The organism is Fundicoccus ignavus, assembly GCF_009659375.1.
Classification (GTDB): domain Bacteria; phylum Bacillota; class Bacilli; order Lactobacillales; family Aerococcaceae; genus Fundicoccus; species Fundicoccus ignavus.
Genome location: NZ_WJQT01000003.1, coordinates 79,736 through 103,269 on the forward strand (window position 1 = coordinate 79,736; position 23,534 = coordinate 103,269).

Annotated in this window: 16 protein-coding genes; 11 read left to right on the forward strand and 5 right to left on the reverse strand. The window is 37.7% G+C overall.

Annotated features, from left to right (window positions below):
* The first annotated feature begins 5 nt into the window (after nucleotides 1-5).
* Both GF867_RS03585 and GF867_RS03590 read left to right on the forward strand, forming a co-directional pair.
* On the forward strand, nucleotides 6-1,727 hold the full coding sequence (locus GF867_RS03585) for an ABC transporter ATP-binding protein (protein WP_153831746.1): 1,722 nt from the start codon (nucleotides 6-8) through the stop codon (nucleotides 1,725-1,727).
* A 1-nt stretch (nucleotide 1,728) separates the two neighbouring features.
* Nucleotides 1,729-3,477, forward strand: a complete 1,749-nt coding sequence (locus GF867_RS03590; protein WP_153831747.1) for an ABC transporter ATP-binding protein — start codon at nucleotides 1,729-1,731, stop codon at nucleotides 3,475-3,477.
* Nucleotides 3,478-4,019: 542 nt separating this feature from the next.
* Here GF867_RS03590 and GF867_RS03595 read toward each other — a convergent pair.
* Nucleotides 4,020-4,463 carry a DUF1307 domain-containing protein gene (locus GF867_RS03595; RefSeq protein WP_153831748.1) on the reverse strand — a complete coding sequence of 148 codons (444 nt, stop codon included), beginning with the start codon at nucleotides 4,461-4,463 and terminating at the stop codon, nucleotides 4,020-4,022.
* A 195-nt stretch (nucleotides 4,464-4,658) separates the two neighbouring features.
* Between GF867_RS03595 and ntdP the strand changes: the two genes are divergently transcribed.
* The 6 genes from ntdP to GF867_RS13805 all read left to right on the forward strand — a co-directional run bounded on the left by ntdP (nucleotide 4,659) and on the right by GF867_RS13805 (nucleotide 11,201).
* Nucleotides 4,659-5,210: a nucleoside tri-diphosphate phosphatase gene (gene ntdP, locus GF867_RS03600; RefSeq protein ID WP_153831749.1), complete on the forward strand. Its 552-nt coding sequence runs from the start codon at nucleotides 4,659-4,661 to the stop codon at nucleotides 5,208-5,210.
* Nucleotides 5,211-5,528: 318 nt separating this feature from the next.
* Complete coding sequence (pulA, locus tag GF867_RS03605) at nucleotides 5,529-7,484, forward strand: type I pullulanase (protein WP_153831750.1); 1,956 nt, start codon at nucleotides 5,529-5,531, stop codon at nucleotides 7,482-7,484.
* Between the two features lie 321 nt (nucleotides 7,485-7,805).
* Nucleotides 7,806-9,614 carry a glutamine--fructose-6-phosphate transaminase (isomerizing) gene (gene glmS, locus GF867_RS03610; RefSeq protein WP_153831751.1) on the forward strand — a complete coding sequence of 603 codons (1,809 nt, stop codon included), beginning with the start codon at nucleotides 7,806-7,808 and terminating at the stop codon, nucleotides 9,612-9,614.
* A gap of 314 nt (nucleotides 9,615-9,928) precedes the next feature.
* The gene (locus tag GF867_RS13795; RefSeq protein WP_216650251.1) at nucleotides 9,929-10,255 is read left to right on the forward strand and encodes a helix-turn-helix domain-containing protein; all 327 of its coding nucleotides are present in this window, start codon (nucleotides 9,929-9,931) and stop codon (nucleotides 10,253-10,255) included.
* A gap of 17 nt (nucleotides 10,256-10,272) precedes the next feature.
* A complete protein-coding gene (locus tag GF867_RS13800) occupies nucleotides 10,273-10,641 on the forward strand; it encodes a hypothetical protein (protein WP_216650252.1) in 369 nt (122 codons plus the stop codon).
* Nucleotides 10,584-11,201, forward strand: a complete 618-nt coding sequence (locus tag GF867_RS13805) for an IS3 family transposase (RefSeq protein ID WP_216650253.1) — start codon at nucleotides 10,584-10,586, stop codon at nucleotides 11,199-11,201. Before GF867_RS13800 ends, GF867_RS13805 begins: the two co-directional genes overlap by 58 nt.
* Before the next feature lie 96 nt (nucleotides 11,202-11,297).
* Here GF867_RS13805 and carB read toward each other — a convergent pair whose 3' ends face one another.
* From carB to GF867_RS03635, 4 genes are all read right to left on the reverse strand, one after another.
* Nucleotides 11,298-14,492, reverse strand: a complete 3,195-nt coding sequence (gene carB, locus GF867_RS03620; protein ID WP_153831752.1) for a carbamoyl-phosphate synthase large subunit — start codon at nucleotides 14,490-14,492, stop codon at nucleotides 11,298-11,300.
* Nucleotides 14,492-15,580, reverse strand: a complete 1,089-nt coding sequence (locus GF867_RS03625) for a carbamoyl phosphate synthase small subunit (RefSeq protein ID WP_153831753.1) — start codon at nucleotides 15,578-15,580, stop codon at nucleotides 14,492-14,494. The genes carB and GF867_RS03625 overlap by 1 nt, the downstream gene beginning before the upstream one ends.
* Nucleotides 15,581-16,977: 1,397 nt before the next feature.
* Nucleotides 16,978-17,790, reverse strand: coding sequence for a bifunctional hydroxymethylpyrimidine kinase/phosphomethylpyrimidine kinase (gene thiD, locus GF867_RS03630; RefSeq protein ID WP_153831754.1), 813 nt, complete (start codon nucleotides 17,788-17,790; stop codon nucleotides 16,978-16,980).
* A gap of 178 nt (nucleotides 17,791-17,968) precedes the next feature.
* Nucleotides 17,969-19,981, reverse strand: a complete 2,013-nt coding sequence (locus GF867_RS03635; RefSeq protein ID WP_153831755.1) for a DUF438 domain-containing protein — start codon at nucleotides 19,979-19,981, stop codon at nucleotides 17,969-17,971.
* 422 nt (nucleotides 19,982-20,403) lie between these two features.
* On the opposite strand from GF867_RS03635, the gene GF867_RS03640 reads away from it, so the two are divergent.
* From GF867_RS03640 to GF867_RS03650, 3 genes are all read left to right on the forward strand, one after another.
* Nucleotides 20,404-21,393 (forward strand): bile acid:sodium symporter family protein, encoded by a 990-nt coding sequence (locus tag GF867_RS03640; protein ID WP_153831756.1) that lies wholly within the window; start codon nucleotides 20,404-20,406, stop codon nucleotides 21,391-21,393.
* A 17-nt stretch (nucleotides 21,394-21,410) separates the two neighbouring features.
* Complete coding sequence (locus GF867_RS03645) at nucleotides 21,411-22,478, forward strand: iron-containing alcohol dehydrogenase family protein (RefSeq protein ID WP_153831757.1); 1,068 nt, start codon at nucleotides 21,411-21,413, stop codon at nucleotides 22,476-22,478.
* A 462-nt stretch (nucleotides 22,479-22,940) separates the two neighbouring features.
* Entirely contained in the window at nucleotides 22,941-23,426 is a 486-nt protein-coding gene (locus GF867_RS03650; RefSeq protein WP_153831758.1) for a redoxin family protein, read from the forward strand.
* Nucleotides 23,427-23,534 lie beyond the last annotated feature (108 nt).

Genomic DNA, 23,534 nt, shown 5'->3' on the forward strand with positions numbered 1-23,534 from the left:
AAGTCATGAAACAATTATTAGTACATTTCAAAAATTATCGACTATCGAGCTTCTTCGGTCCTTTTTTTAAACTGATTGAAGCATTATTAGAACTAACAATACCAATGTTTGTAGCAGTCATTATCGATGAGGCCATCCCGTCTGGAGAGGTAAGCAATGTGATTCGTTATATTGCGATGATGTTCGGAATTGGTTTAACAGGTTTTCTTTTCTCGATTACTGCCCAATATCACTCCGCAAGAGCAGCTATTGGAGTGACACGCAGCATTGGGAATGATTTATTCAAACACATTATTCATTTACCGAAAGCTGAGCGCGACGACATAACACCAGCTAGTTTGGTGACAAGAATGACCAGTGATATCTTCCAAATTCAATCCGCAATTAATATTTTCTTTAGATTATTCCTGAGATCACCCTTTATTGTATTAGGTTCAATGATTATGGCGATGCAAATTGATTTAAGAATGACCAGTTATTTTCTTGTCATGATCCTACTATTAACGGTAGTAGTTGTTGGTTCTTTATATATTACAACACCAGTCCATGCTCAAATTCGTCGAGAATTAGATCGTTTGGTTACCTTGACTCGCGAACAGGTTCAAGGCATTCGTGTCATTAGAGCCTTTAGACAAGAGGATCGAGAAAAACAAGAATTCAAAGAACAAAATGAAAGTTTAACTTTTAATCAAATTAAGGTAGGTAAATTATCAAATTTTACCAATCCACTTACTTATGTAATCGTGAATATTGTGTTACTTCTGATTATTTGGCAAGGTGGCCACTTTGTAAATGAGGGGACTTTGCAGCAAGGTCAATTAGTTGCACTAGTCAATTATTTACTAGCAATCTTAGTCGAATTAGTCAAAATAGCAATGTTCGTCATGCAGATAAACCGTGGTTTAACGAGTGCTAATCGTGTAGTTGATGTTTTAAACCGCCCATTAGAAGACACAGAATTCAATAATCCTGAGCCAGCTCAAACTAGGGACTCCATCGTTTTTGAAGATGTAGCCTTTACTTATCCAGATGCAGCTGAAGCATCGTTAGAGGATGTATCTTTTGCGATTCAAACTGGCGATTTTGTTGGTATTACAGGGAGTACAGGTTCTGGTAAATCAACCTTATTAAGTTTATTAACGAAGACTTATGACCCAACTTCTGGGAAGTTGTATTTTGATACGGGGGTTTTTGATGTGACGAGTCGTCAAAACCTAAGAAATCAAATCAGTGTCGTTCCTCAGTCTGCAACTTTATTTAAAGGGACGATTCGTTCGAATTTAATGCAAGGTAATCCTCGAGCAAGCGAAGCAGAATTATGGGCTGCCTTAGATGCTGCTCAGGCAAGTGAGTTTGTTAAAAGTAAAAAAGGTCAATTAGATGCTGAAGTTGAATCATTCGGTCGTAACTTTTCTGGTGGTCAACGTCAACGTTTAACGATTGCCCGAGCTTTAGTTAAGCCTGCTAAAGTATTAATTTTAGATGCTGCGACATCAGCTTTAGATTATGTTACAGAGTCTAACTTCTTAAAAACTTTGCATGAAAACTATCAAGACATGACGATTGTGATGGTATCAGAACGTACAAACAGTATTAGGCAGGCAGATAAAATAGTTGTTTTAGAACAAGGTAAGCAAATTGGTGTGGGAAGTCACGAGGAATTATTAGAACAAAATGAAGTGTATCGTGAAATTCATGCATCGCAACAAGTATTGGAGGTAAATTAAGATGACGAACATTAAACAGAAATCAACCTTAACACGCCTTGTCCAATTACTTTTCAATCGTAAACATTTATTAATTTTATCTTTACTTGGAGCCATTATTCAAGTGGCTCTAACTGTTTATATCCCGGTTTTAATAGGGAATGCCATTAATCAGGTTATTGCAGAAGGTCAAGTTAACTTTGATAATTTAAAACCCATACTATTGCGTATGTGTATCGTCATTCTATTGAATGCCTTCATTCAATGGTTAAACCCATTACTTTATAATAAGATGACCTTTGAAACAGTGCAAGGACTTCGTCAGGATGTTTTAAATAAATTGCATTCGGTTCCTTTGAATTATATTGATCAACACTCTACTGGTGATTTAGTGAGTCGTATATCGACCGATGCTGAGCAACTAAGCGACGGGATTAACATGATTTTTAACCAGTTTTTAGTTGGGATTCTAACAATTGTGGTAACGGTCATAACAATGGGAAAATTAGATTTAGTGATGATGTTTTTAGTGGTTTGTTTAACTCCATTATCTTTATTGGTAGCCCGCTTTATCGCAAATAGAAGTTATAAATATTTCCGTTACCAAACTTTAACGCGTGGTGTTCAAAGCCAGATTGTTGAAGAGAGTATTCAACAAGGGGAATTGGTTCGTTTATTTAATACACATGAAAAAACGACGGAAGATTTTGTGAAAGCGAATAATGAGTATATGGAAAATTCACAGAAAGCTATTTTCTATTCTTCTATTACAGCACCCACAACGCGTTTTATTAATGCGATGATCTATGCAGTGATTACTTTCTTTGGTGCGGTACGAATTCTAAGGGGAACATTCTCAGTAGGAGAATTAACAACGTTCCTGAATTATGCCAACCAATATACGAAACCATTTAATGATATATCAAATGTATTATCCGAATTACAAAGTGCTTTAGCTTGTGCGGAAAGATTATTTGATGTAATCGATCAAGTTGATGAGGTTGAAACTGGCCATGCGAAATTGAATGACAGTACAATCCAAGGGAAAGTCAATTTCAATAAGGTAGCCTTTAGTTATGTTGAGCACCAACCTTTAATTGAAGACTTAACTTTATCAGTTAAACCAGGTATGCGAGTTGCGATCGTAGGGCCGACTGGTGCCGGGAAATCAACTTTAATTAATTTATTGATGCGATTCTATGATTTAAATAGCGGTCAAATTTTATTGGATGATCAACCGACCACCGATTTCACACGTGAGTCTGTAAGGGCTCAATTTGGGATGGTGCTCCAAGAAACGTGGCTTAAGTCAGGAACAATTCATGATAATATTGCTTATGGTTATCCGAACGCAACGCGTGAACTCGTAATCGAAGCGGCGAAAGCTGCTCATGCCGATCATTTTATTCGTCAATTACCCAATGGTTACGATACGTTAGTAACGGATGGGGGAGATTCATTAGCGCAAGGGCAGCGTCAATTACTGTCCATCGCAAGAATTTTCGTAAAAGTTCCACACATGCTAATTCTTGATGAAGCAACTTCATCAATTGATACGCGTACTGAAATTTTAATTCAAGAAGCATTTAATAGTTTAATGGAAGGCAGAACAAGTTTCGTAATTGCCCACCGTTTATCAACCATCCAAACAGCTGACTTAATCTTGGTGATGAATCAAGGTAAGATTATTGAACAAGGTAATCATCACAATTTAATGCAGATGAAAGGCTTCTATTATCAAATGCAACAAACCCGTCAATCAGTTGACTAAAATAATACCGTATCAAGTGAGGAAGAGCTCGCTTGATACGGTTATTTTTATGGTATAAGGATTATATGTTTTAGAGTAATTTAATAGCCTTTGTGCTTCGCTCAGCTTATTGTTTTCCCAAGGCGGTGGTCGCTTCCAAAGCCTCACTGAAGTTCGTGCTTTTCCAGCTCAATCGGCTTGAAACTGTCTACTTCGCTTTCTTTACTAATAGGCAGAGCAAGCGATTCTGTTAGTAACGTTGGATTGCCCTTTGTACCGCTATGGAAAACAATTCGCTGAGCTACGTTAAGTATTCCAACAAAAGTAAAGCGATATAATCAAGTTATACTGCTAAACAGAATTTAAAGTCCTCGGCTTCGTCCGAGGTTTTCTGATTAATTCTAATTCAATGTTTAAACTCGCGGGTTGAGTTTGTACATTGAGGGCTTCAATCATCAAACTCAGAAGCCGAGTTTAAACATTGAAAGAGAAAGATTGCCTGTAAAAGGATTAAACAAAAAAAGTGCCGTCATTAAAGAGGGCACCTTGAGATAACTAGCTAATTAATCTTTAACGGGTTGAAAACCTTGTTGGAACAAAGCCTGTTCTAATTGACCGAAACTTAAGACACCATTTGTAAAGTTTGCTAAGTTCGGTTCATCAGCTAATTCACTCGCGACCATTTCATCGAAAACTAACGTTTGGGTTGTAATCATATGGTTATCTACGATTTCACTAGCCATTGTCACGCCAGAGTAACCTGAGAATTGCTCCACTGTAGCTTCAGCACTCGCTACCATTTCATCGCGAGCGTCTTCTGAAAACTCAATGTCGGTAATAGCGGTGTAAGTCACTAATTTATTATTCTGATGTTCAATTGTTAGGTTTACGGTAATCGTGTCTTGTTCGAGTAAATAATGACTTTCTTTTAGTTGTCTAGCGTCAATTAATGTATAAATACCCGCAATTCCAATAATTAGCAAAAATAAATAGATAATCTTTTTCATAAATACCTCCAAAATATACTCCACTTCGTAAGCTTCATTATCCTATTAAATGAATTATAGCGCAACTACAATTTGTGAGATTTAAAGTGCCGTAAATGACACATAAAATAAAATCTATGCTATAATACAACAGTATGAGTTATCGGTCATTAATTGACTGTATCGTAAACACACAAACAGAAAGTGGGTCAAGTGATGAAACAACCTAAAGAAGGTGAATTCATCACTATTAAAAGTTATAAACATGACGGTTCATTGCACCGAACTTGGCGTGACACGATGGTTTTAAAAACGAGTGATCAATCCATAATTGGCTGTAATGACCATACTTTAGTAACTGAATCCGATGGACGCAGATGGGTAACTCGCGAAGCGGCGCTTTTGTATTATCATAAGCATTATTGGTTCAACATTGTGGCCATGATTCGCAAACGTGGTGTGACTTATTACTGTAACTTGGCTTCTCCTTATCTGATTGATAATGAGGCGTTAAAATACATCGATTATGATTTAGATATTAAAGTCTTTCCTGACGGTGAGAAACGTTTGCTTGACGTTGATGAGTATGAGATTCATGGACGGAGATATCAGTATCCACCTGAAATTGACCGTGTTCTTAAATATAATATCCAAGAACTTGTTCGTTGGATAGATGAGAAAAAAGGGCCATTTTCACCAGAGTTTATTGATATTTGGTATGAAAGATACTGTCAGCTCAGTCATCGTAAAAAAACAACCAATAACTAAATAGTAGTGAATTCGCTGTTTGTAGCCTAAAGTTGTATTTAGGCATTTATTTATCACGTATTATGCTAGTGAGTTCATAGTAAAAGGGAGGCAACTCTTAGAGGATGGGTTGGAAAATTGGAGAGGTATTAAATCCTTATTTAAACCTATTGCTTTGTTACTGGAACTAAGCAAGTCGTGTAGGTGAACATTATGTGTATTTTGTTTTGAAACTAAGCTAATTATTAGATTGAATTGGCACTTGTTTGAACCTGATGCAGTAATGTTCGCTTTTTTGTATATCATTGCAATCGTCAAAGAGCTCTAGGAAGTGAGATTATGAAACGTGTAAATCAAAATTTGAATACAGAAACTAATACGTCACCACTTGAAATTATTAATTTATTAAAAGAATATAGTCATGATACGCATATTATGGATATGCGTAATTACAGTGGTCCCTTGGGTGCTTTATATCTAAAAGACTTTACTGAATTTCGTTTATGGGCACCCTCTGCTTCGCAAGTAGAGCTTATATTATTTGATGGTTATTATGGACGTCCCAAAGAAAGTATTAAAATGACACGGAGTGGCGACCTCAAATATTACACTCATAAACTTCAAGGCGATCAGCATGGCTTAACTTATCGTTATCGACTGACTTTTATCGATTCGACTGTAACGGAGTCTGTTGATCCTTACTCAAAAGCAGTTACAGTAAATGGTCAACGTTCAGTCGTTGTTGATTTAGACAGAACAAATCCAGAAGGTTGGGGCAAGAGAATGTCGCCATTTCCTTCTGCAAGTGAAGCGGTTATTTACGAAATGCATGTAAGAGATTTTACTGTCAGTAGTAATAGCGGTATGCTCCAACGCGGAAAATTTTTAGGTGTAGCAGAAGAGGGGACAGTTAATCCAAACGGTTCGGCCACAGGTATCGATTATTTGAAAGAGTTAGGCGTTACGCATGTGGAACTTTTGCCGATCTTTGATTTTCAAACGGTTGATGAGACCAATGAAAAACCAAAGCAATATAATTGGGGCTACGATCCTCAAAACTTTAATGCACCAGAAGGCTCTTATGCAACTGATCCCTATGATCCGTTTTGTCGAATTATTGAATTAAAGAAAATGATTCAAGCACTACATGATGCAGGCATTCGTGTCATTATGGATGTGGTCTTTAATCACGTTTATGAAGTAGAATCTCATAGTTTTCATAAAACTGTACCGGGCTATTTCTTTAGATATAATGACAAGGGAGAATTTACATCTGGAACAGGTGTAGGGAATGATACAGCATCAGAACGTTTTATGATGCGGAAGTATATTCTAGACAGTGTTAAATATTGGACCGAAGAATATCATATTGATGGTTTTCGTTTTGACTTAATGGGCATACATGATATCACCACAATGAATAGTATTCGAGGAATGTTGGATGAGATTGATCCATCCATTTTACTATTTGGAGAAGGTTGGGATTTATACACACCGCTTAGTCATACTGAAGTGGCAAATCACAATAATGCTGCTTTTATGCCACGAATAGGTCAATTCAATGACGGCTTACGAGATGCATTGAAAGGTAATGACTTCGATGCGGGAGCACGTGGTTTTATCAATGGTGCTTGGCATATGGAAAATAAATTAGCCCGTAATTTTATGGGTGGTGTAGATTTTGGTACGTATAATGATCCTTTGCAGTTGATTCAATACGTCGAAGCGCATGATAATTTTACTTTGTACGACCGTTTAATTAAAGCAGACCCTTATTTAGATGAAGATACTATTATAAGACGTCACGAATTAGCGACGAGTATTATTTTGCTTTCGCAAGGCATTCCGTTTATACACTCAGGACAGGAATTTCTAAGAACTAAACAAGGGGTGCGTGACAGTTACAATAAACCAGATAGTATCAATCAAATTGATTGGTTGCGTCGGGACAAGTACGCTCATTCTGTACAATTAGTCAAAGATTTGATTCAATTGAGGAAATCGGAACCACTGTTTAGATTGACCTCTTATGAGGCCATCCGTGAAACGATGAATGTGGTTCGCCAGGATTATCAGATAATGTCTTTTGAATATCGTTGCCCAGAATATACTTTACATGTTGTTTTTAGCGCTCAGAATAATTTATTGAATTATAAATTACCTAAAGGCAATTATATTGTCAAACTTGCAAACGGGCAGGTCAATTTGACGGATGATGTGATGACAGGTGAAATAGAATCGTATCCAATTGAGCGTTATACTGCACTAGTTCTAAAAAAACACTCGAACAAATAAGTAACGTGAAGCCTACCTTCTTAGTATTCTAACTAAGGAGGTAGTTTGTTTTTATAAAAAAAAGTTTTGACACATAAATATTTTTAGTGTATTTTTAAATAGCTTTTAGAAAATATATTACTAGGAGGATAGAAGTTTAAAACAGGATAGCGCCAGACCTTAAAAATTTAAGGTGACGAGGATTGGGTTTATCGAAAGTTCGGCGGATGACTCAAGGTTGTGCAATCTACAGACAGTGTTAAAAACCATATGCGAGTATGAAACAAAGACACTGACAGCACCTAAAAGCTAAAATAAAATAGCGAAAAGAGGAAGACTGACATGTGTGGAATTGTTGGGTTTATTGGTCATGGAAACGTGCAGGAAGTTTTAGTAAATGGATTAGAAAAATTGGAGTACCGCGGATATGATTCGGCGGGGATTTATGTTGCTGAAGAAAAGGGCAAGGGTCACTTATTTAAAGAAGTCGGTCGAATTGCTGCTTTAAAAGAAATCGTTGATTTTGAATTGCCAGCTACTGTCGGAGTAGGGCATACACGTTGGGCGACGCATGGGGCTGCTTCACAGCAAAATGCACATCCCCACCAATCAAGTAGTACACGCTTTTCGTTAGTTCATAACGGAGTAATTGAGAACTATCAGCAATTGCAAGCAGAGTATTTATCTGATGTGGTATTGAGTTCTGAAACTGATACAGAGATTGTGGTCGCATTAATCGAATATTTCTTAGTAACTGAAGGCTTGACAACCAAAGACGCCTTTAAACGTACTTTAGAAGTGATTGAAGGTTCTTATGCTTTAGGTTTAGTGGATGTTGAAAATCCGACTGTACTATACGCTGCAAAGAATAAAAGTCCTCTATTAATTGGACGCGGTGAAGGTTTTAATGTCATTGCTTCTGATGCGATGGCGACGATTGATGTCACAAGTGAATATGTCGAAATAAAAGATAAAGAGTTAATCACTCTAACGCAAGATGCGGTAATCATTGAGAATTTCGCGGGTGAAAGGGTTGAACGTTCAAGTTATGTAGCTGAGATTGATGCGAGTGACTTAGATAAAGGTGCTTACCCATTCTACATGTTAAAAGAAGTTGATGAGCAGCCTGCAGTCTTACGTCGTTTACTTCAAAACTACCAAGGTGACGATCAGCAATTTGCCTTTGAAGCGGATATGATGAAAACTTTATTAGCCAGTGACCGTGTGTATATCGTGGCTTGTGGAACGAGCTATAATGCTGGCTGGATCGGTCGTTCATTGTTTGAAAAATTAGCCAAAATACCAACCGAAGTGCATTTGGCGAGTGAATTTGCATACGACTTACCTTTACTGAGTGAAAAACCATTCTTTGTGTTCTTAACTCAAAGTGGCGAAACGGCAGATAGTCGTCAAGCTTTAGTAAAAGTGAATGAACTGAATTATCCATCTTTAACGATTACTAACGTCAAAGGCTCAACCTTATCACGAGAAGCCAGCTTTACTTTATTATTACATGCTGGTCCAGAGATTGCGGTTGCTTCGACTAAAGCTTATACAGCTCAAATTACCTTGATGGCAATGTTGGCAGATGCCCTTAGAGCAGCTAAAGGATTTGAAGCGAGTTTTGATATGGAACGCGAACTTAGCTTGGTAGCTTCTATTATGGAATCAATTTTAGCAGAAAAAGCAGAAATAAAAGCTTGGATTGATGCGAATCTAATGGAGACGCGCAATGCTTTTTATATCGGCCGTACATTGGATTATTATGTTTCAATGGAAGCAGCTTTAAAACTAAAAGAAATTTCATACATTCAAACAGAAGCCTTTGCTGCGGGAGAATTAAAACATGGAACGATTGCTTTAATTGAAGAAGGCACTCCTGTAATTGCTTTAGTCTCTGAAGAAACTGTTGGTGCTCATACACGTGGTAATGTGGAGGAAGTTAAAGCACGGGGTGCTAATGCGATTGTGATTAGTATGCAAGATGTGGCACGTGAAGGCGACACCTTTGTAATTCCAAAAGTTGAAACTGCCTTATCACCATTAGTAATGGTAGTAGTGACACAATTATTAGCTTACTATACAGCACTTGGACGTGGATTGGACGTTGATAAACCACGTAACTTAGCTAAGAGTGTAACGGTAGAGTAGAAGAATTAAAGGTTCGAATTAAAGTGTAGCTTTATAAAAAAGATTGATCATTTATAATAAAGTTCGTTCATTTAAAACAAAGTTTGATTATTTATAATAAAGTTTGATTAAAGCAACCTCTATGGGTATGATTGAATCTCAACCCGAAAACTGAACACTCAAAAAAAGAGTGTTGTAAGTTTTCGGGTTATTTTTATGCAAAATTTTCGGTATACTCTATTTGAGTTATACAGAAGGGAGTGGACAGGATGAGTAAAAAGATATATAGCTAAGCTGAGATTCAAGCTTTAAGAAACAATCCTAATGTGAAAAGTGTGACAGAGAAAAGTATTACCTATTCATCAGAATTCAAAATAAAGGCCATTAAACAAAGCAAACAAGGCATGAAATCCACTCAGATATTTGAACTTGCTGGACTTCCGTCTCATTTAATCGGAAAAGGAAAATCCGATCAATCACTATCACGTTGGAAAAGATTATATAAAGATCACGGAGAAGATGTATTATTACAAGAGACTCGTGGTTCAAAAAATAATGGTCCCTATGGACCAAGAGAACAATTATCGTTACAAGAGGCGCTAGACAAAGCAAATGCCCGTATAGCCTATCTAGAGGGGAATCTTGAACTAGAAAAAAATTAGAACAGCACGAGAGGAGCGTGAAAAACGACAAAAGAAACGACTTAAGTAAACAAGAACGCTTTAGATTAATTAACCAAATTATTCGTGAGAATCAACTTGCTGGAATGGTGAATCATTTATGCGACCTTGCAGGGGTAAGTAAAAGCGGCTACTATTACTGGCTAAATAGTAGCGATAAACGTGCTGAGCGTGATCGAAATGATTGGGAAGATTTCCAATTGTTATATAGAATTTTTCTGGATAAGAAGAAGTGTGGGATTGATGAAATAAAAATGGCGTTAGAAACTGAATACGATGTAGTAATGAATCATAAAAAATCAGAAGAATTTTGCGCAAGAATAACATCATATCATCAATACGAGCAGCGAAACCATACCGTAAAATGATGAAGGCAACCCAAGAAAATGCTACCAAGAAAAACCTTGTCAATCGTCAGTTTGATCAAGGTATCCCGTACAAAGTATTTCTCACAGATATCACTTATCTTCCTTATGGAAGTGGACAATGGGCCTATCTTTCAGCGGTTAAGGATGGTGCTACCGGCGAGATTGTTGCACATCACTTCTCAACTAGCTTAAAAATGAATTTAGTTTATGAAACGCTAGATAAATTAAATAATGTGATTAAGGATATGCCAGTAATGGAAAGGTATATCCACTCAGATCAAGGGGTTCATTATACCTACCCTGTTTTCCAGGAAAAAGTTGAGAATATGGGGCTAATTCAGTCTATGTCGAGGCGCGGTAACTGTTGGGACAATGCACCTATGGAATCATTCTTTGGTCATATGAAGGACGTTGTATTATCTGAAAGAACAGAAACACTACAAGATCTTTGGTATGCAGTTGAAGATTATATTGAATTTTACAACAATCGTCGCTATCAGAAAAAATTAAAAAAGATGACCCCGACAGCTTATCGGGATCATCTTTTGTGGGTAGCGTAACTCTCTTTTTTTATTTGTTCAGTTTAACGGTAGGGTTTCACATGTACTTTCGGACTACCTTTTTATTTTGCCTAAAGTTTCAAATCAGATGGCGGTTTATACTAACGCATTGATTTGGAAACCGCGGTCTTCCAATACGTATAGAATTGCTTCTGCTGTATCGATGGATGTTAATAGTGGCACACCACGCTCGATGGCAGCTTTACGAATTAATTGACCCGAGTTTTGGTCGTGTCGCGCGCGACCCCATGTATTAATGATAATTTGTGCACGTTCTTCGGTAATCAAGTTCACTAATGTTTGCTCAATTTCTTTTTCGTCTGTTACTTCATTTGATGTCACTGCAACAGTATCAATACCTGCAGCTTCAAATTCCGCTTGCATGTCGCCCGTTACCATGACACTGAAGCCAATTTGACGGAAACGTTGTGCCAATGCCAAACTTTCTGCTAGGTCAGCCTTGGTAATTGTGAACAAGACATTACCGAAATCATTGACGTGGATGTTGCTACCTGCAAAGGCCTTGTATAGTGCTTTTTGTAGGTTGATATCTGAACCCATCACTTCACCAGTTGATTTCATTTCTGGTCCTAATTGCGGATCAACTAGGTTCAATTTAGTGAATGAGAATACTGGTGCTTTTACATGAACCATGTTGCCTTCAGCGTAAAGACCTGGTTGGTAACCTTGGTCAATAATGCTTTCGCCAAGGATAGCACGCGTTGCTACTTGTGCCATTGGAATACCCGTTACCTTACTCAAGAAAGGTACTGTACGGCTGGCACGTGGATTTACTTCAATCACATAAACTTGGCCATCTTGAACAATGAATTGAATATTCATCATACCCAAGCAATTTAAGCCAAAAGATAGACGTTCAGTGTAATCGACGATGGTCGCCTTCACCTCATCAGATAGACTTTGTGAGGGATAAACGGCCATAGAGTCACCTGAGTGGACCCCAGAACGTTCGATATGTTCCATAATTCCTGGGATTAAGACATTTTCACCGTCACAAATTGCATCGACTTCGACTTCGGTACCCACTACATAATGGTCAATCAAAATTGGACGGTCTGGAGAGGCAATCATGGCATCTTCCATATAGCTGCGTAAGTCGGCATCGTTATCCACGATTTCCATACCACGCCCACCTAAGACATAACTTGGACGTACTAAGACTGGATAGCCAATCTTACTTGGGATTTGTAAAGCATCTTCTACAGACATTGCTGTAAAACCTTCTGGTTGAGGGATTCCTAAGTCTGTTAAGGCTTGCTCGAACAAGTCACGGTCTTCAGCACGATCTAAGTCTTCTACGGTTGTCCCTAAGATAGGAATACCTAATGCATGTAATGGTTCAGCTAGATTTATCGCTGTTTGACCACCAAATTGTACAATAACCCCTTCTGGTTGTTCAAGGTCGATGACATGTAGTACGTCTTCTAAAGTAAGTGGTTCGAAGTAAAGTTTATCCGAAATAGAGAAATCAGTTGAAACTGTTTCTGGGTTGTTATTCATGATAATCGCTTCGTAGCCGGCTTGTTGGATTGCTTTAACAGAGTGAACTGTGGCGTAGTCAAATTCTACCCCTTGACCGATACGGATGGGACCTGAACCTAATACTAAAACAGTCTTTTTGTCTGAAGGCATACTTTCGTTATCAGCACTATAGGTTGAATAGTAGTATGGTGTGTTCGATTCAAACTCGGCCGCACAGGTGTCAACGGTTTTGTAGACTGGGCGAATGCCGTTTGCAGCTCGTAAGTCACGTACATCTGCTAAATCATTTTCCCATAGTCTAGAGATGGCTAAATCAGAGAAACCATAACGTTTTGCTTCTTTTAAGACAGCAACATCTTCTTTATTGGCTTCAAGTGTATTTTCTAATTCTACAATGTGCATTAAAACATCTAAGAAATAGAGATTAATTTTTGTCATGTCATGCAATTGTTCAATGGTATATCCGCGGCGCAAAGCTTCAGCTAAGTAGAAGATACGGTCATCTTGTGCACGTGTAATCTTATCAATTAAGGTTACTTCATCAGCTTCGCGACTAGCAGTTGTTGCCATGTGTTCAGCACCAATTTCTAGTGAACGGACAGCTTTTAACAGCGCTTCTTCAAGGTTCGTACCAATAGCCATGACTTCACCAGTGGCTTTCATTTGAGTACCTAACTGACGATCACCTTTCTCGAATTTATCGAATGGCCAACGTGGAATCTTCGCAACCACATAGTCCAAAGCTGGTTCAAATTCGGCTAAGGTTGTACCTGTTACAGGGTTGATCATTTCATCAAGTGTTAACCCTACTGCGATTTTGGCTGCAATTTTGGCGATTGGATAACCAGTTGCTTTAGATGCAAGCGCTGAAGAACGGCTCACCCGTGGGTTTACTTCAATAACGTAGTAATTGAAGCTGTTTGGATCTAAGGCTAATTGCACATTGCAACCACCTTCAATACCTAAGGTACGGATAATCTTTAATGATGCATCGCGCAACATTTGGTTTTCGTGGTCTGTTAGAGTCAAGGTCGGTGCGAAAACAATTGAATCTCCTGTATGAATACCAACTGGGTCAAAGTTTTCCATGTTACAAACAACCAAAGCATTATCTGCGCTATCACGCATTACTTCGTATTCGATTTCCTTGTAACCAGCGATTGAAATTTCAATCAAACATTGGTTTACAGGCGATAATTTAAGGCCCTTAGCAACAATTTCACGTAATTCAGCAGGGTCATTACAAATCCCCCCACCTGTTCCACCCATGGTAAAGGCAGGACGTACAATTACTGGATAACCAGCCTGTTCTGCGAAAGCTAGTGCTTCCTCAACTGTATGTACAATATCACTCTCAGGAACTGGTTCATTCAATTCACGCATTAGATTACGAAAAAGGTCACGGTCTTCAGCTTGATCGATAGCTGATAATTTTGTACCCAATAATTGGATACCTAATTCATCTAAAATACCATCATTGGCTAATTCAATCGCCATGTTTAAACCTGTTTGGCCACCTAAAGTAGGTAGAATCGCGTCTGGACGCTCTTTACGTAAGATGCGTGATACAAATTCTAGCGTAATCGGTTCAATATACACTTTGTCAGTAATTTCCGTGTCAGTCATGATAGTTGCTGGATTGGAGTTAACTAATACAACTTCATAACCTTCTTCACGTAAAGATAAGCATGCTTGTGTACCAGCATAGTCAAATTCTGCTGCCTGTCCGATGATAATTGGACCAGATCCGATAACCATAATCTTGTGAATATCAGTACGTTTTGGCATTAAATAGTCCCCTCCAAGTTCTTGTTGTTATCCATTAATTCAATAAAACGATCAAATAAGTGGTCTGCATCATGTGGTCCTGGTGCTGCATCAGGATGATATTGCACACTAAAAGCAGGTAAAGTTTTGTGGCGCACACCTTCTACCGTTTCATCGTTGATTTCGATATGAGTGATTTCTAAATCTGTATGCACTAATGAATCAGCATCTACCGCATAACCGTGGTTTTGAGAAGTGAAATCAATACGACCAGTAGCAATTTCACGTACAGGGTGGTTAAAGCCACGATGGCCGAATTTCATTTTGAAGGTTTCGCCACCATTCGCTAAACACAACAATTGGTGACCAAGACAGATACCAAACAAAGGTATTTTACCTTGAATTTCATTAATCATGTCTAAAGCTTCTGGAATACTCGTTGGATCCCCAGGGCCGTTGGTTAACATGACGCCATCAGGAGCTAAACGTAAAATTTCTTGGGCAGTTGTATCATATGGTACCACCGTTACATTACACTCACGTTTGTTTAATTCACGTAAAATTGAATGTTTCAAACCAAAGTCTACTACGACCACATTCTTACCAGCATTTGGATTCACATATCGCGTTTTAGTTGATACTTGCGCTACTTGGTTTGTAGGCAAGTCTGTCGCGCGAAGTGTCGCAAGCGCAGCTTCAATGTCAGTCCCCTCATTTAGTAAACTAGCTTTCATCGTTCCGTGACTACGGATTGTTTTGGTTAATTGACGCGTATCAATATGTTTAATGCCTGGTATATCATATTCCACTAAGAGCTCATCCAAGCTCATTTTTGATCGCCAGTTAGATGGGAAACGTGCAACTTCACGACAAATGATAGCCTTCACGGTAGGGTCTACAGATTCAAAATCATCAGCATTTACACCATAGTTTCCAATTAATGGAAAGGTAAATGTTAACATTTGACCGTTATAACTCTGGTCAGTTAATGATTCTTGATAACCTGTCATTCCTGTTGAAAAGACTACTTCGCCAATAACCTCTTTCGTAGCACCAAAAGCTTCACCATAAAATGTTTCACCAGTTTCTAACAACAATATTTTTTCCATTTTTTCACTCACCTTCAACGAACATACCGATTATGACCATTTACATTTACACTATAAAAAAAAGCACTTAGCCCGAGGGCTAAGCGCTTTACGACACTACAAGTAAATTGAAGATATAGTAAACAAACCATTCGCATGGTTTCACTTGACCCCTTGAAAGCCTCACAGGACTTGACTTAAAGGTTGCTTTGTTTTTTCTAAGATTACGCTATTGACTATGCAAAGTCAACAAAATTATGTAAAAAACTATCATTTTTCTCAATTATATATACAATCTACTTTGTGCAAAAAAGCCAGTGATTTCCTTTAACATATAGGCACCACAACCATCAAAAAAAGAATTCACTTGGAATCTAAATATAGTATCGCAAAATTTATCAAAACTAAAACAACAAATTTTGGATGAGGGGATTAAGTAGACACACAGTTGCTTAAAAGAAGGACCTAGTTCTTTTGAATGCCTCTGGATCTCTTGGGGTGAGAAACTCCTGTTGTTCGATGCCGACTGTTGCGATGACTTAGAAACATTCTGTGGATAATTATTTAAATCCTGAGAAATAATTATAAATCGTTCGCTTAGGTGCACGACACTCTTGAGTGGTCAGATAGTCAAATGTATCCTTTTAGATAGACTTTGATTGAGGCATTCTAAGCAATCTTTTAGATACTGACTAAGTGTTTGAAAGCGGATATCTCGTTTTGATAAGACTTTTGCATCGCCTTTAGTATAATGACTCACCGCAAGATATCTCATTTCCAGGGGACGTAGTAATTTACTTTGTGAACGTCATTCTTCTAAAGCTACTTGAACTTGTTGAAACAGATAGTATTTCTTTGGCTTGAAGATGAATACATCAATTTAATTTAATGAGCCATTTTGTTTGATCACGGGCTAATGAATTACTTGCCTGCTTAAGGTAAGTATAACTGACTTATAGATTAAAGGATGAATTGTCTTTTAGGATTCAATAACTTTTGATGAAGATGAAATCGAACGGCGATCTGCATGTTATCGGATAATTCTTCTTTCAAAACGTAGGTATAAGCCGTTGCGTCATAACGTGTGCCCACTTTAACTTACTGATTTTGTTTGAGCCAATTTCTTAATGTTATGCCAAAGTGCCCATTATAAAGTTGATTACAAGCCGCGACATAATAAATAATTGAGCAACTGATTTTTAGTTGCAAAGCGAATATATAACACTCTAATTAATGATTCATATTCAATTTACTTTACCCTCACTTTGGGGATTTACTTCTATCTCAATTGAATATATTTTTCCAGTTGTTCTTCGTAGTGTTTTTGTTAGAACGCACAAATATCCCCCTAAGTAGATTACTTTTTGTAGTTTCTACTTAGGGGGACATATCAAGATATTGTTCAGGACCTTATTAGATTATTTAAAACGAACGGCACTGTGGTAGACTGCACCGACATATTGATTGTAAGCAAAACCAGAGGCGATAGCTGCTGTCACAAAGTCTTTAGCTTGATGAATCGCATCCTTGACTGACAAATCATTTGCTAAACCTGCCGTAATTGCAGCAGCGAAGGTACAACCCGCACCGTGATTATGTCCATGGTTTACTTTATCTGTAGCTAATACTTCAAAAGTTTCGCCATCATAATATAAGTCGATAGCTTGTGCATCATCTAAGGCTTTACCACCTTTAATCACGATGTGTTTAGCTCCCAATGCATGAATTTTCTTTGCAGCTTCTTCCATATCTTCAATAGACTTAATTGGATCAGTTTGGGCTAATACCGCAGCTTCAAATAAGTTAGGCGTCACCACATCAGCTAGCGGAACTAATTTTTCACGTAAAGCATCAGCTGTTTCCGGATTAAGTACTTCATCTTCTCCCTTACATACTAAAACGGGATCAATGACTACATTTTTTAATTGATTAAGTTCAATTGTTTCAGCTACTAAATGAACTAACTCAACTGTACCAATCATTCCAGTTTTAACAGCAGCTAAAGGTTTTTCACTAACTAATACCGTTGTTAATTGTTGTTTCACAACATCTAATTCAATCGGAAACACATTGTGGGACCAGTTATTGTCAGGGTCCATCGACACGAGTGTTGTCACAGCTACTTGACCATAACAACCAAATTCAGTAAATGTTTTTAAATCAGCTGCTAAACCAGCCCCACCAGAGGAATCGTTACCAGCAATTGTTAATGTACGTTTAATTTCAGTCATCACTTATTACTCCTTTTCGGCTTTTGCATTTTCTATACTAGCATTATTTAAAGTTGAATTAAAGAACTTTGAAGTTTGATATGATCTAAAAGTATGAAAGTTCGACTTTAACAAGTTAATTTAAATAAATCAAAATAATAAAACAAAAACCGCAGTCATTAAGACTACGGTCAAATGATTACAACGTTTGTTGTGCTTGTTTTATATCCATAAACGGTTGGATATCGATGACGGTTTCGATCATTCCAGTAAAATCACCTTCAATGTCATAAGTAGCTTGATAAATGATATAAATATATTCATTATTGCCAGTCGGATACCAAAGTTCTTCGAAATATCTTTTAAGCTCTCTAAATGATTGGATTAATTGACTAATCATTGGCCACAAGAAAGGCGGGTGGCACAGCTCTAAATTTCGTTTGATTTGGGCCGGGGTTCTAACAAAAATCATATCTTTATAGGTAACGGCTATATTGTTGAAATATTGGAAAATATCCTCATGATCCACAAAAGAAATTTCAAATGGCACTAAGTTAAGCACTACTTTTAATTGATCAAGTGAAAGCTGACCATTTCTTAATTTGAGTGGTATGTCATAATCAAGGAGCTGGTCTTCTTGAATCGTATTGTGGCTATTCTCCCAAGTTAACATAAGTGAACCGTCACTAAAGTTTAATTTATGGGATGTTAAGGATGTTTCTGATGTCGTTGGAAATTCGTGTTTGGTTTCGGTTTGTTTTAACGGCTTAACATCTGAAAGATAGAGTGTTTCGTTCTCATAAGCTTCAATGGGTGTTAGCTCACGTTTCATTCGTGTATTGACGCGGTCGATATAATCTAGGTTTATCAAAAATTCTACGTAACCAACATATTGCCCGCTTTGAGAATATTGTGGATAAAGGTCAATTTTCACAAGTTTATCACTCATTGTGTGGATGATCGTTTCGTCTTTAGCATTGCCTTTTCTAAATTGTTCCACCAAAGCCATGACTTGACCTTTTAAAGGTCGTTTATAAAGGGTTTCGACAGAACGACCTAAAGTATTGTATTGTCGAATATTAAAGGTTCGATTTAACCACTTTTCGTTAAAGTTGCTGTATATAACAATATCCTGCTCATTCACTACCGTAATTTCCATAGGGGTATAGTCCAGCACTAAATTTATTTGATCACGGTTTAGAAAGCCGTCACCAATTTTAATTTCGGTGAAACGGTCAAGTCTATTTGGATCGAGTCGAGTAGATGCGGAATCTGGTTCGAACGTTACGGTAATATAACCACCGTTGACAGCAATCTTACGCGATTCAAGCGTCGCATCGCTTTGACTGACGACTTGTTGTATTGGAAGTGGCATGTTTGAAGTAGACAAATCCTTGATAACTTTTTTGTCATCTTCAGCTTCGTTCAACGAATCTGGTACCCACTCTTCAGAAGGGCGAATAATTGCAAAGCCATAAGCATCACTTTCTTGTGCGATTTGATACCAGTCTTCAACAGTTAAGGCCTCTAACAGAATATTGATTAAAATGGCTTCTTCTTTAAATATCATTTCGTTAAATTCAAACTCAAATTCTGCAAAAGCTTCTTTAACTTCTGACATTGGAATGTTAGGGAATTGTTCCATTTTCTTGTAAGCTGCTTTAAATTGATCCCGAATTTCATCGTCCTTTGCCCACATAACTTTAGGTGGGGCGTCGTGACCATAATGTTCCATCTTAGGGAAAAAAAGTTTTTCTTTACGTTCATAGTGGACATCAAATTGTCCAAGTAAATCAAATTGACGTCGTAACCCTCTCAGCATACCGTCCTCTAATTCTTCTTTAGGTAGTTCACCTAATACATTTAAAAGATTGTTAATCCTCATTAAAGCCGCTCTAAAGGCATTGTTTTCATCTTTAAATACTTGAACAGGGTGGCCTGGTTTATCTGCATCAGGTGTTTCGCCATCTTTCACAGCGTTTTTAAATAAATTTGCATGGACGTTACATAGTTTGAGCACATCTTCAAAAGTTATCTCACTATCACCATGCATTAATTGGTGCTCCATCATCGAAATCTCAATGGCACTTACACCCGTAAAGTGTTCATCAAAATCAGCTTGAACTTCCTCCGGACTAGCACCGTGGTGTAAGCGTAAAAGAATGTTTTCAAGAATATCAATACGTTCTTGTGGTTGTTGGTTATTAGACATAATAGTCTCCTTTCACGAACGAAATAGTTATATTAGTTGAGGCATAAAATCATAAAGCTTTAGTATTACAATCTTAACGTCTCCAAAAGCAAAGAACGATGTAAGCGTAATTCTATTTGTTATTATAGCATGTTTTAAGCATTTTTCTTAAATATGAATCATTCTACTTGCAGATAATTTTTTTGTGTGTTAGATTATAAATAGGTTAAAAATTCATTAGAAAGAGGTGCAATGATGCATACTTCTCACACTTCAATCATTATTATTATTAGAACCAGGACTTCCTTTATATAGTTGATACTATATGTGGTAGTCCTATTCGTGATTGATGAATGGGAATTACCTCGAGAGGCCTTCCCGTTTATTAAGTGGGAGGGCCTCTTTTTTTGAGTATTTAATAAAAATAAGGGAGAGTGAAAGAAATGAAATTTGTTATGAAGGCCAATCAGTTATTTAAGGATTATCTATCGTGGATTGTTTTACTATCAGCAGCTGCAGCCCTAATGTTTCCGAATGCTTTTAGTTGGTTAGCTGTTTGGATCACACTAATGTTGCAATTTATCATGTTTACCATGGGCGCTACTATGAAAGCATCTGACTTCGGCGAAGTATTCCGTCAACCTGTACGCGTGCTAGTGGTGGTAGCGACTCAATATTTATTCATGCCATTATCTGCTTATGTATTAGCCAATGTTTTCCAATTACCAGCCGAAATTGCGTTAGGACTTATTCTTGTAGGGGCGGTACCGGGAGGTACTTCATCGAATGTCATTACTTATTTAGCTAAAGGCGATGTGCCTTTATCGATTACAGCAACCTCTATTTCAACCTTACTTTCGCCACTATTAACACCATTAGTCCTTTCGTTCTATGGTGGAGCCTTTATTGAAATTGAATTCTGGCCGATGTTTTTATCTATTGTACAAGTTGTACTAGTACCCATTGTGTTAGGACTAATCGTCAATCGATTATTTGGAAAATATACTGAAAAAACCGAAGTTTTCTTACCTACTTTATCATCCATTGCAGTGTTAATGGTCTTAGCAGGGACTGTGGCGGTTAACCGTGATAACTTGATTTCAACCGGGTGGGTAATTTTCTTAGTAGTCTTCTTACATAATTTATCAGGATACGGTGCGGGTTATGCAGTCAGTATGTTACTGGGGTATTCAAAAGAATCGACTCGTGCCATTGCAATAGAAGCAGGAACTCAAAACACTGGTTTAGCAGCGAGTTTAGGTTTGGCACATTTTACCCCTTTAGCTGCATTAGCCGGAGCAACTGGAGCGATGGTGCATACATTATTTGGTAGTATGTACGCAAACTTGTGCAGTAAATACGATGAGAAAGTTGCCAAACGCAAAGAACAAACTCAACAAAATACGTCAACCGTTCAACAAGCAAACTATTAAAAGAAAGAGGTTTTAATATGAGATTAAGTCAAGTCGTTCGCCCAGGGGCAGGACAATTCATTTGTGAGCAGGGAGCATTGTCATTATTAGATGAAAAATTAGCAGTCTTCAAACAACCGGTAATGATAACTGGGGAGAAATCCTATGTAGCTTTTAAAAAGCACTATAAAGGGCAATTAGATTTGCCAGTATATCCTTATAATCGTACTGCATCTAATGAAGATATGGCGCGATTAGCCAATGAATTACCTGAAGGAACGGATTGTATTGTGGGGGTAGGAGGAGGGATGGTGTTGGATACCGCCAAAGGTACAGCTGATCTCTTAAAGATTGATGTTGTAACAGTTCCAACAGTTTTAGGAACCTGTGCTGGTTTCACACCATTATCTGCAGTCTATCATCCGGATCACACTTTTAAAGCAGTCGATTATTATGAGCGAGCGGTTTACTTATGTTTAATGGATTTAGACTTATTAATTGAAGCACCAGAGGCCTATTTAATGGGAGGAATCGGAGATACATTAGCGAAGTGGTATGAAGCACAAGGAATTGTTGAACATGTTTCTGGGGATTTACCTACAATGGCAGAAGTAGGCTTGAGTACGGCCAAAGTTACACAAGAAGTGTTATTAAGAGATACAGCTGATGCGATTGCTAGCTTAGAAAAAGGCGAAGTAACACCAGCTTTTAAACGAGTAGCTGAATCAATCGTTGCTGTTGCAGGTACGGTGGGAGGTTTTGCCGGTGAGTATGGTCGAATGGCAGGTGCCCATGCTGTTCATAATGGAATGTCATTAGTATCCGAAACGCATGATTTTGAACATGGTGTAAAAGTAGCTTATGGTGTATTAGTTCAGTTAGTGGCTGCGAATAAGATGGATGATGTGGCGAAATTACTACCATTTTACCGTGACAATGGTTTTCCATATAAACTATCCGCGTTTAATGTGACAAGCGGTTTAGAAGATAAAATGCGCCAAGTAGCGGAGTTTGCTGCCTCGGATAAAGAAACGTTTAATCTAGCTGTTCCTGGTGTAACAACCGAGCAAGTTTTTCAGGCGATGCAATATTTGGAACAAGTTTAATTTGTGAAAATAGGTTAAGTATTGAGAATTATTTTGTTGAAGTTTTTGAAGAGAATAATTAAGCGTTTATTTTTTTGTAATATAAGGTTTTATAAGTTTTATGTTGATTTATAAGGCTTTGTACTGCGTTCAGCTTATTGTTATCCAAGGCGGTGGTCGCTTTCAAAGCCTCACTGACGTTCGTGCTTTTCCAGCTCAATCGGCTAGGCTCTAACTAATTCGCTACGCTCAAAGTCAGAGCAAGCGATTCTGTTAGTAACGTTGGATTGCCCTTTGTACCGCTATGGAAAACAATTCGCTGATCTACGTTAAATATTCCAACAAAAGTAAAGCGATATAATCAAGTTATACTGCTAAACAGAATTTAAAGATCTCGGTTTCGTCCGAGTTTTCTGATAGCTTGTAATGTTTTGTCGAAATTTTCTCAAGAATGAGCTATTATTAATAGTGGAGGTGCTTAACTTGCAAATTAAACGTGATCAGCAAATTATTAACATTGTCGGTCCTACGATTGAAGTAGGCGATTTATTACCAAATGCTCAACTAATTGATCGAAATCATCAAAAGGTTGAATTAAAAGATTATTTAAAAGGAACGACGGTTGTAAGTATTGTACCAGATATCAATACGAAAACTTGTGATATTCAAACAAGTCGTTTCGCGAGTATTGCTCTGGAACAAAACTATACATTCGTAACAATCAGTACAAATTCTCCAGAAGATATCATGAACTGGTGTCAGGCAGCGAATGTCGATATGATTTATTTATCAGATGTTGAGCGTCATTTTAGTCAAGCAGCAGGCTTATTAATGGCTGAGTATGACAAATTAGCACGTACAGTTTTAGTTATTGATGGACAAGGTGTCATCAAATATATGGAAGTTGTGCCAGATATGCGCGATGAACCGAACTATACAGCAGCTTTAGAAGCAGCAGCTAAATTATAAACAATAAAAAATAGCCTTGGTCTCTACTAATGAGCACCAAGGCTATTTTTATTGTATGGTAGGGCATTATAAGTTTTATGTTGATTTACCACGTTTTGTACTTAGTTA

Bases quoted from the DNA above. Each gene is read 5' to 3' on its own strand.
- GF867_RS03585 (WP_153831746.1), top strand. From the start codon at position 6: ATGAAACAATTATTAGTACATTTCAAAAATTATCGACTATCGAGCTTC.
- GF867_RS03590 (WP_153831747.1), top strand. From the start codon at position 1,729: ATGACGAACATTAAACAGAAATCAACCTTAACACGCCTTGTCCAATTA.
- GF867_RS03595 (WP_153831748.1), bottom strand. From the start codon at position 4,463: ATGAAAAAGATTATCTATTTATTTTTGCTAATTATTGGAATTGCGGGT.
- ntdP (WP_153831749.1), top strand. From the start codon at position 4,659: ATGAAACAACCTAAAGAAGGTGAATTCATCACTATTAAAAGTTATAAA.
- pulA (WP_153831750.1), top strand. From the start codon at position 5,529: ATGAAACGTGTAAATCAAAATTTGAATACAGAAACTAATACGTCACCA.
- glmS (WP_153831751.1), top strand. From the start codon at position 7,806: ATGTGTGGAATTGTTGGGTTTATTGGTCATGGAAACGTGCAGGAAGTT.
- carB (WP_153831752.1), bottom strand. From the start codon at position 14,492: ATGCCAAAACGTACTGATATTCACAAGATTATGGTTATCGGATCTGGT.
- GF867_RS03625 (WP_153831753.1), bottom strand. From the start codon at position 15,580: ATGGAAAAAATATTGTTGTTAGAAACTGGTGAAACATTTTATGGTGAA.
- thiD (WP_153831754.1), bottom strand. From the start codon at position 17,790: ATGACTGAAATTAAACGTACATTAACAATTGCTGGTAACGATTCCTCT.
- GF867_RS03635 (WP_153831755.1), bottom strand. From the start codon at position 19,981: ATGTCTAATAACCAACAACCACAAGAACGTATTGATATTCTTGAAAAC.
- GF867_RS03640 (WP_153831756.1), top strand. From the start codon at position 20,404: ATGAAATTTGTTATGAAGGCCAATCAGTTATTTAAGGATTATCTATCG.
- GF867_RS03645 (WP_153831757.1), top strand. From the start codon at position 21,411: ATGAGATTAAGTCAAGTCGTTCGCCCAGGGGCAGGACAATTCATTTGT.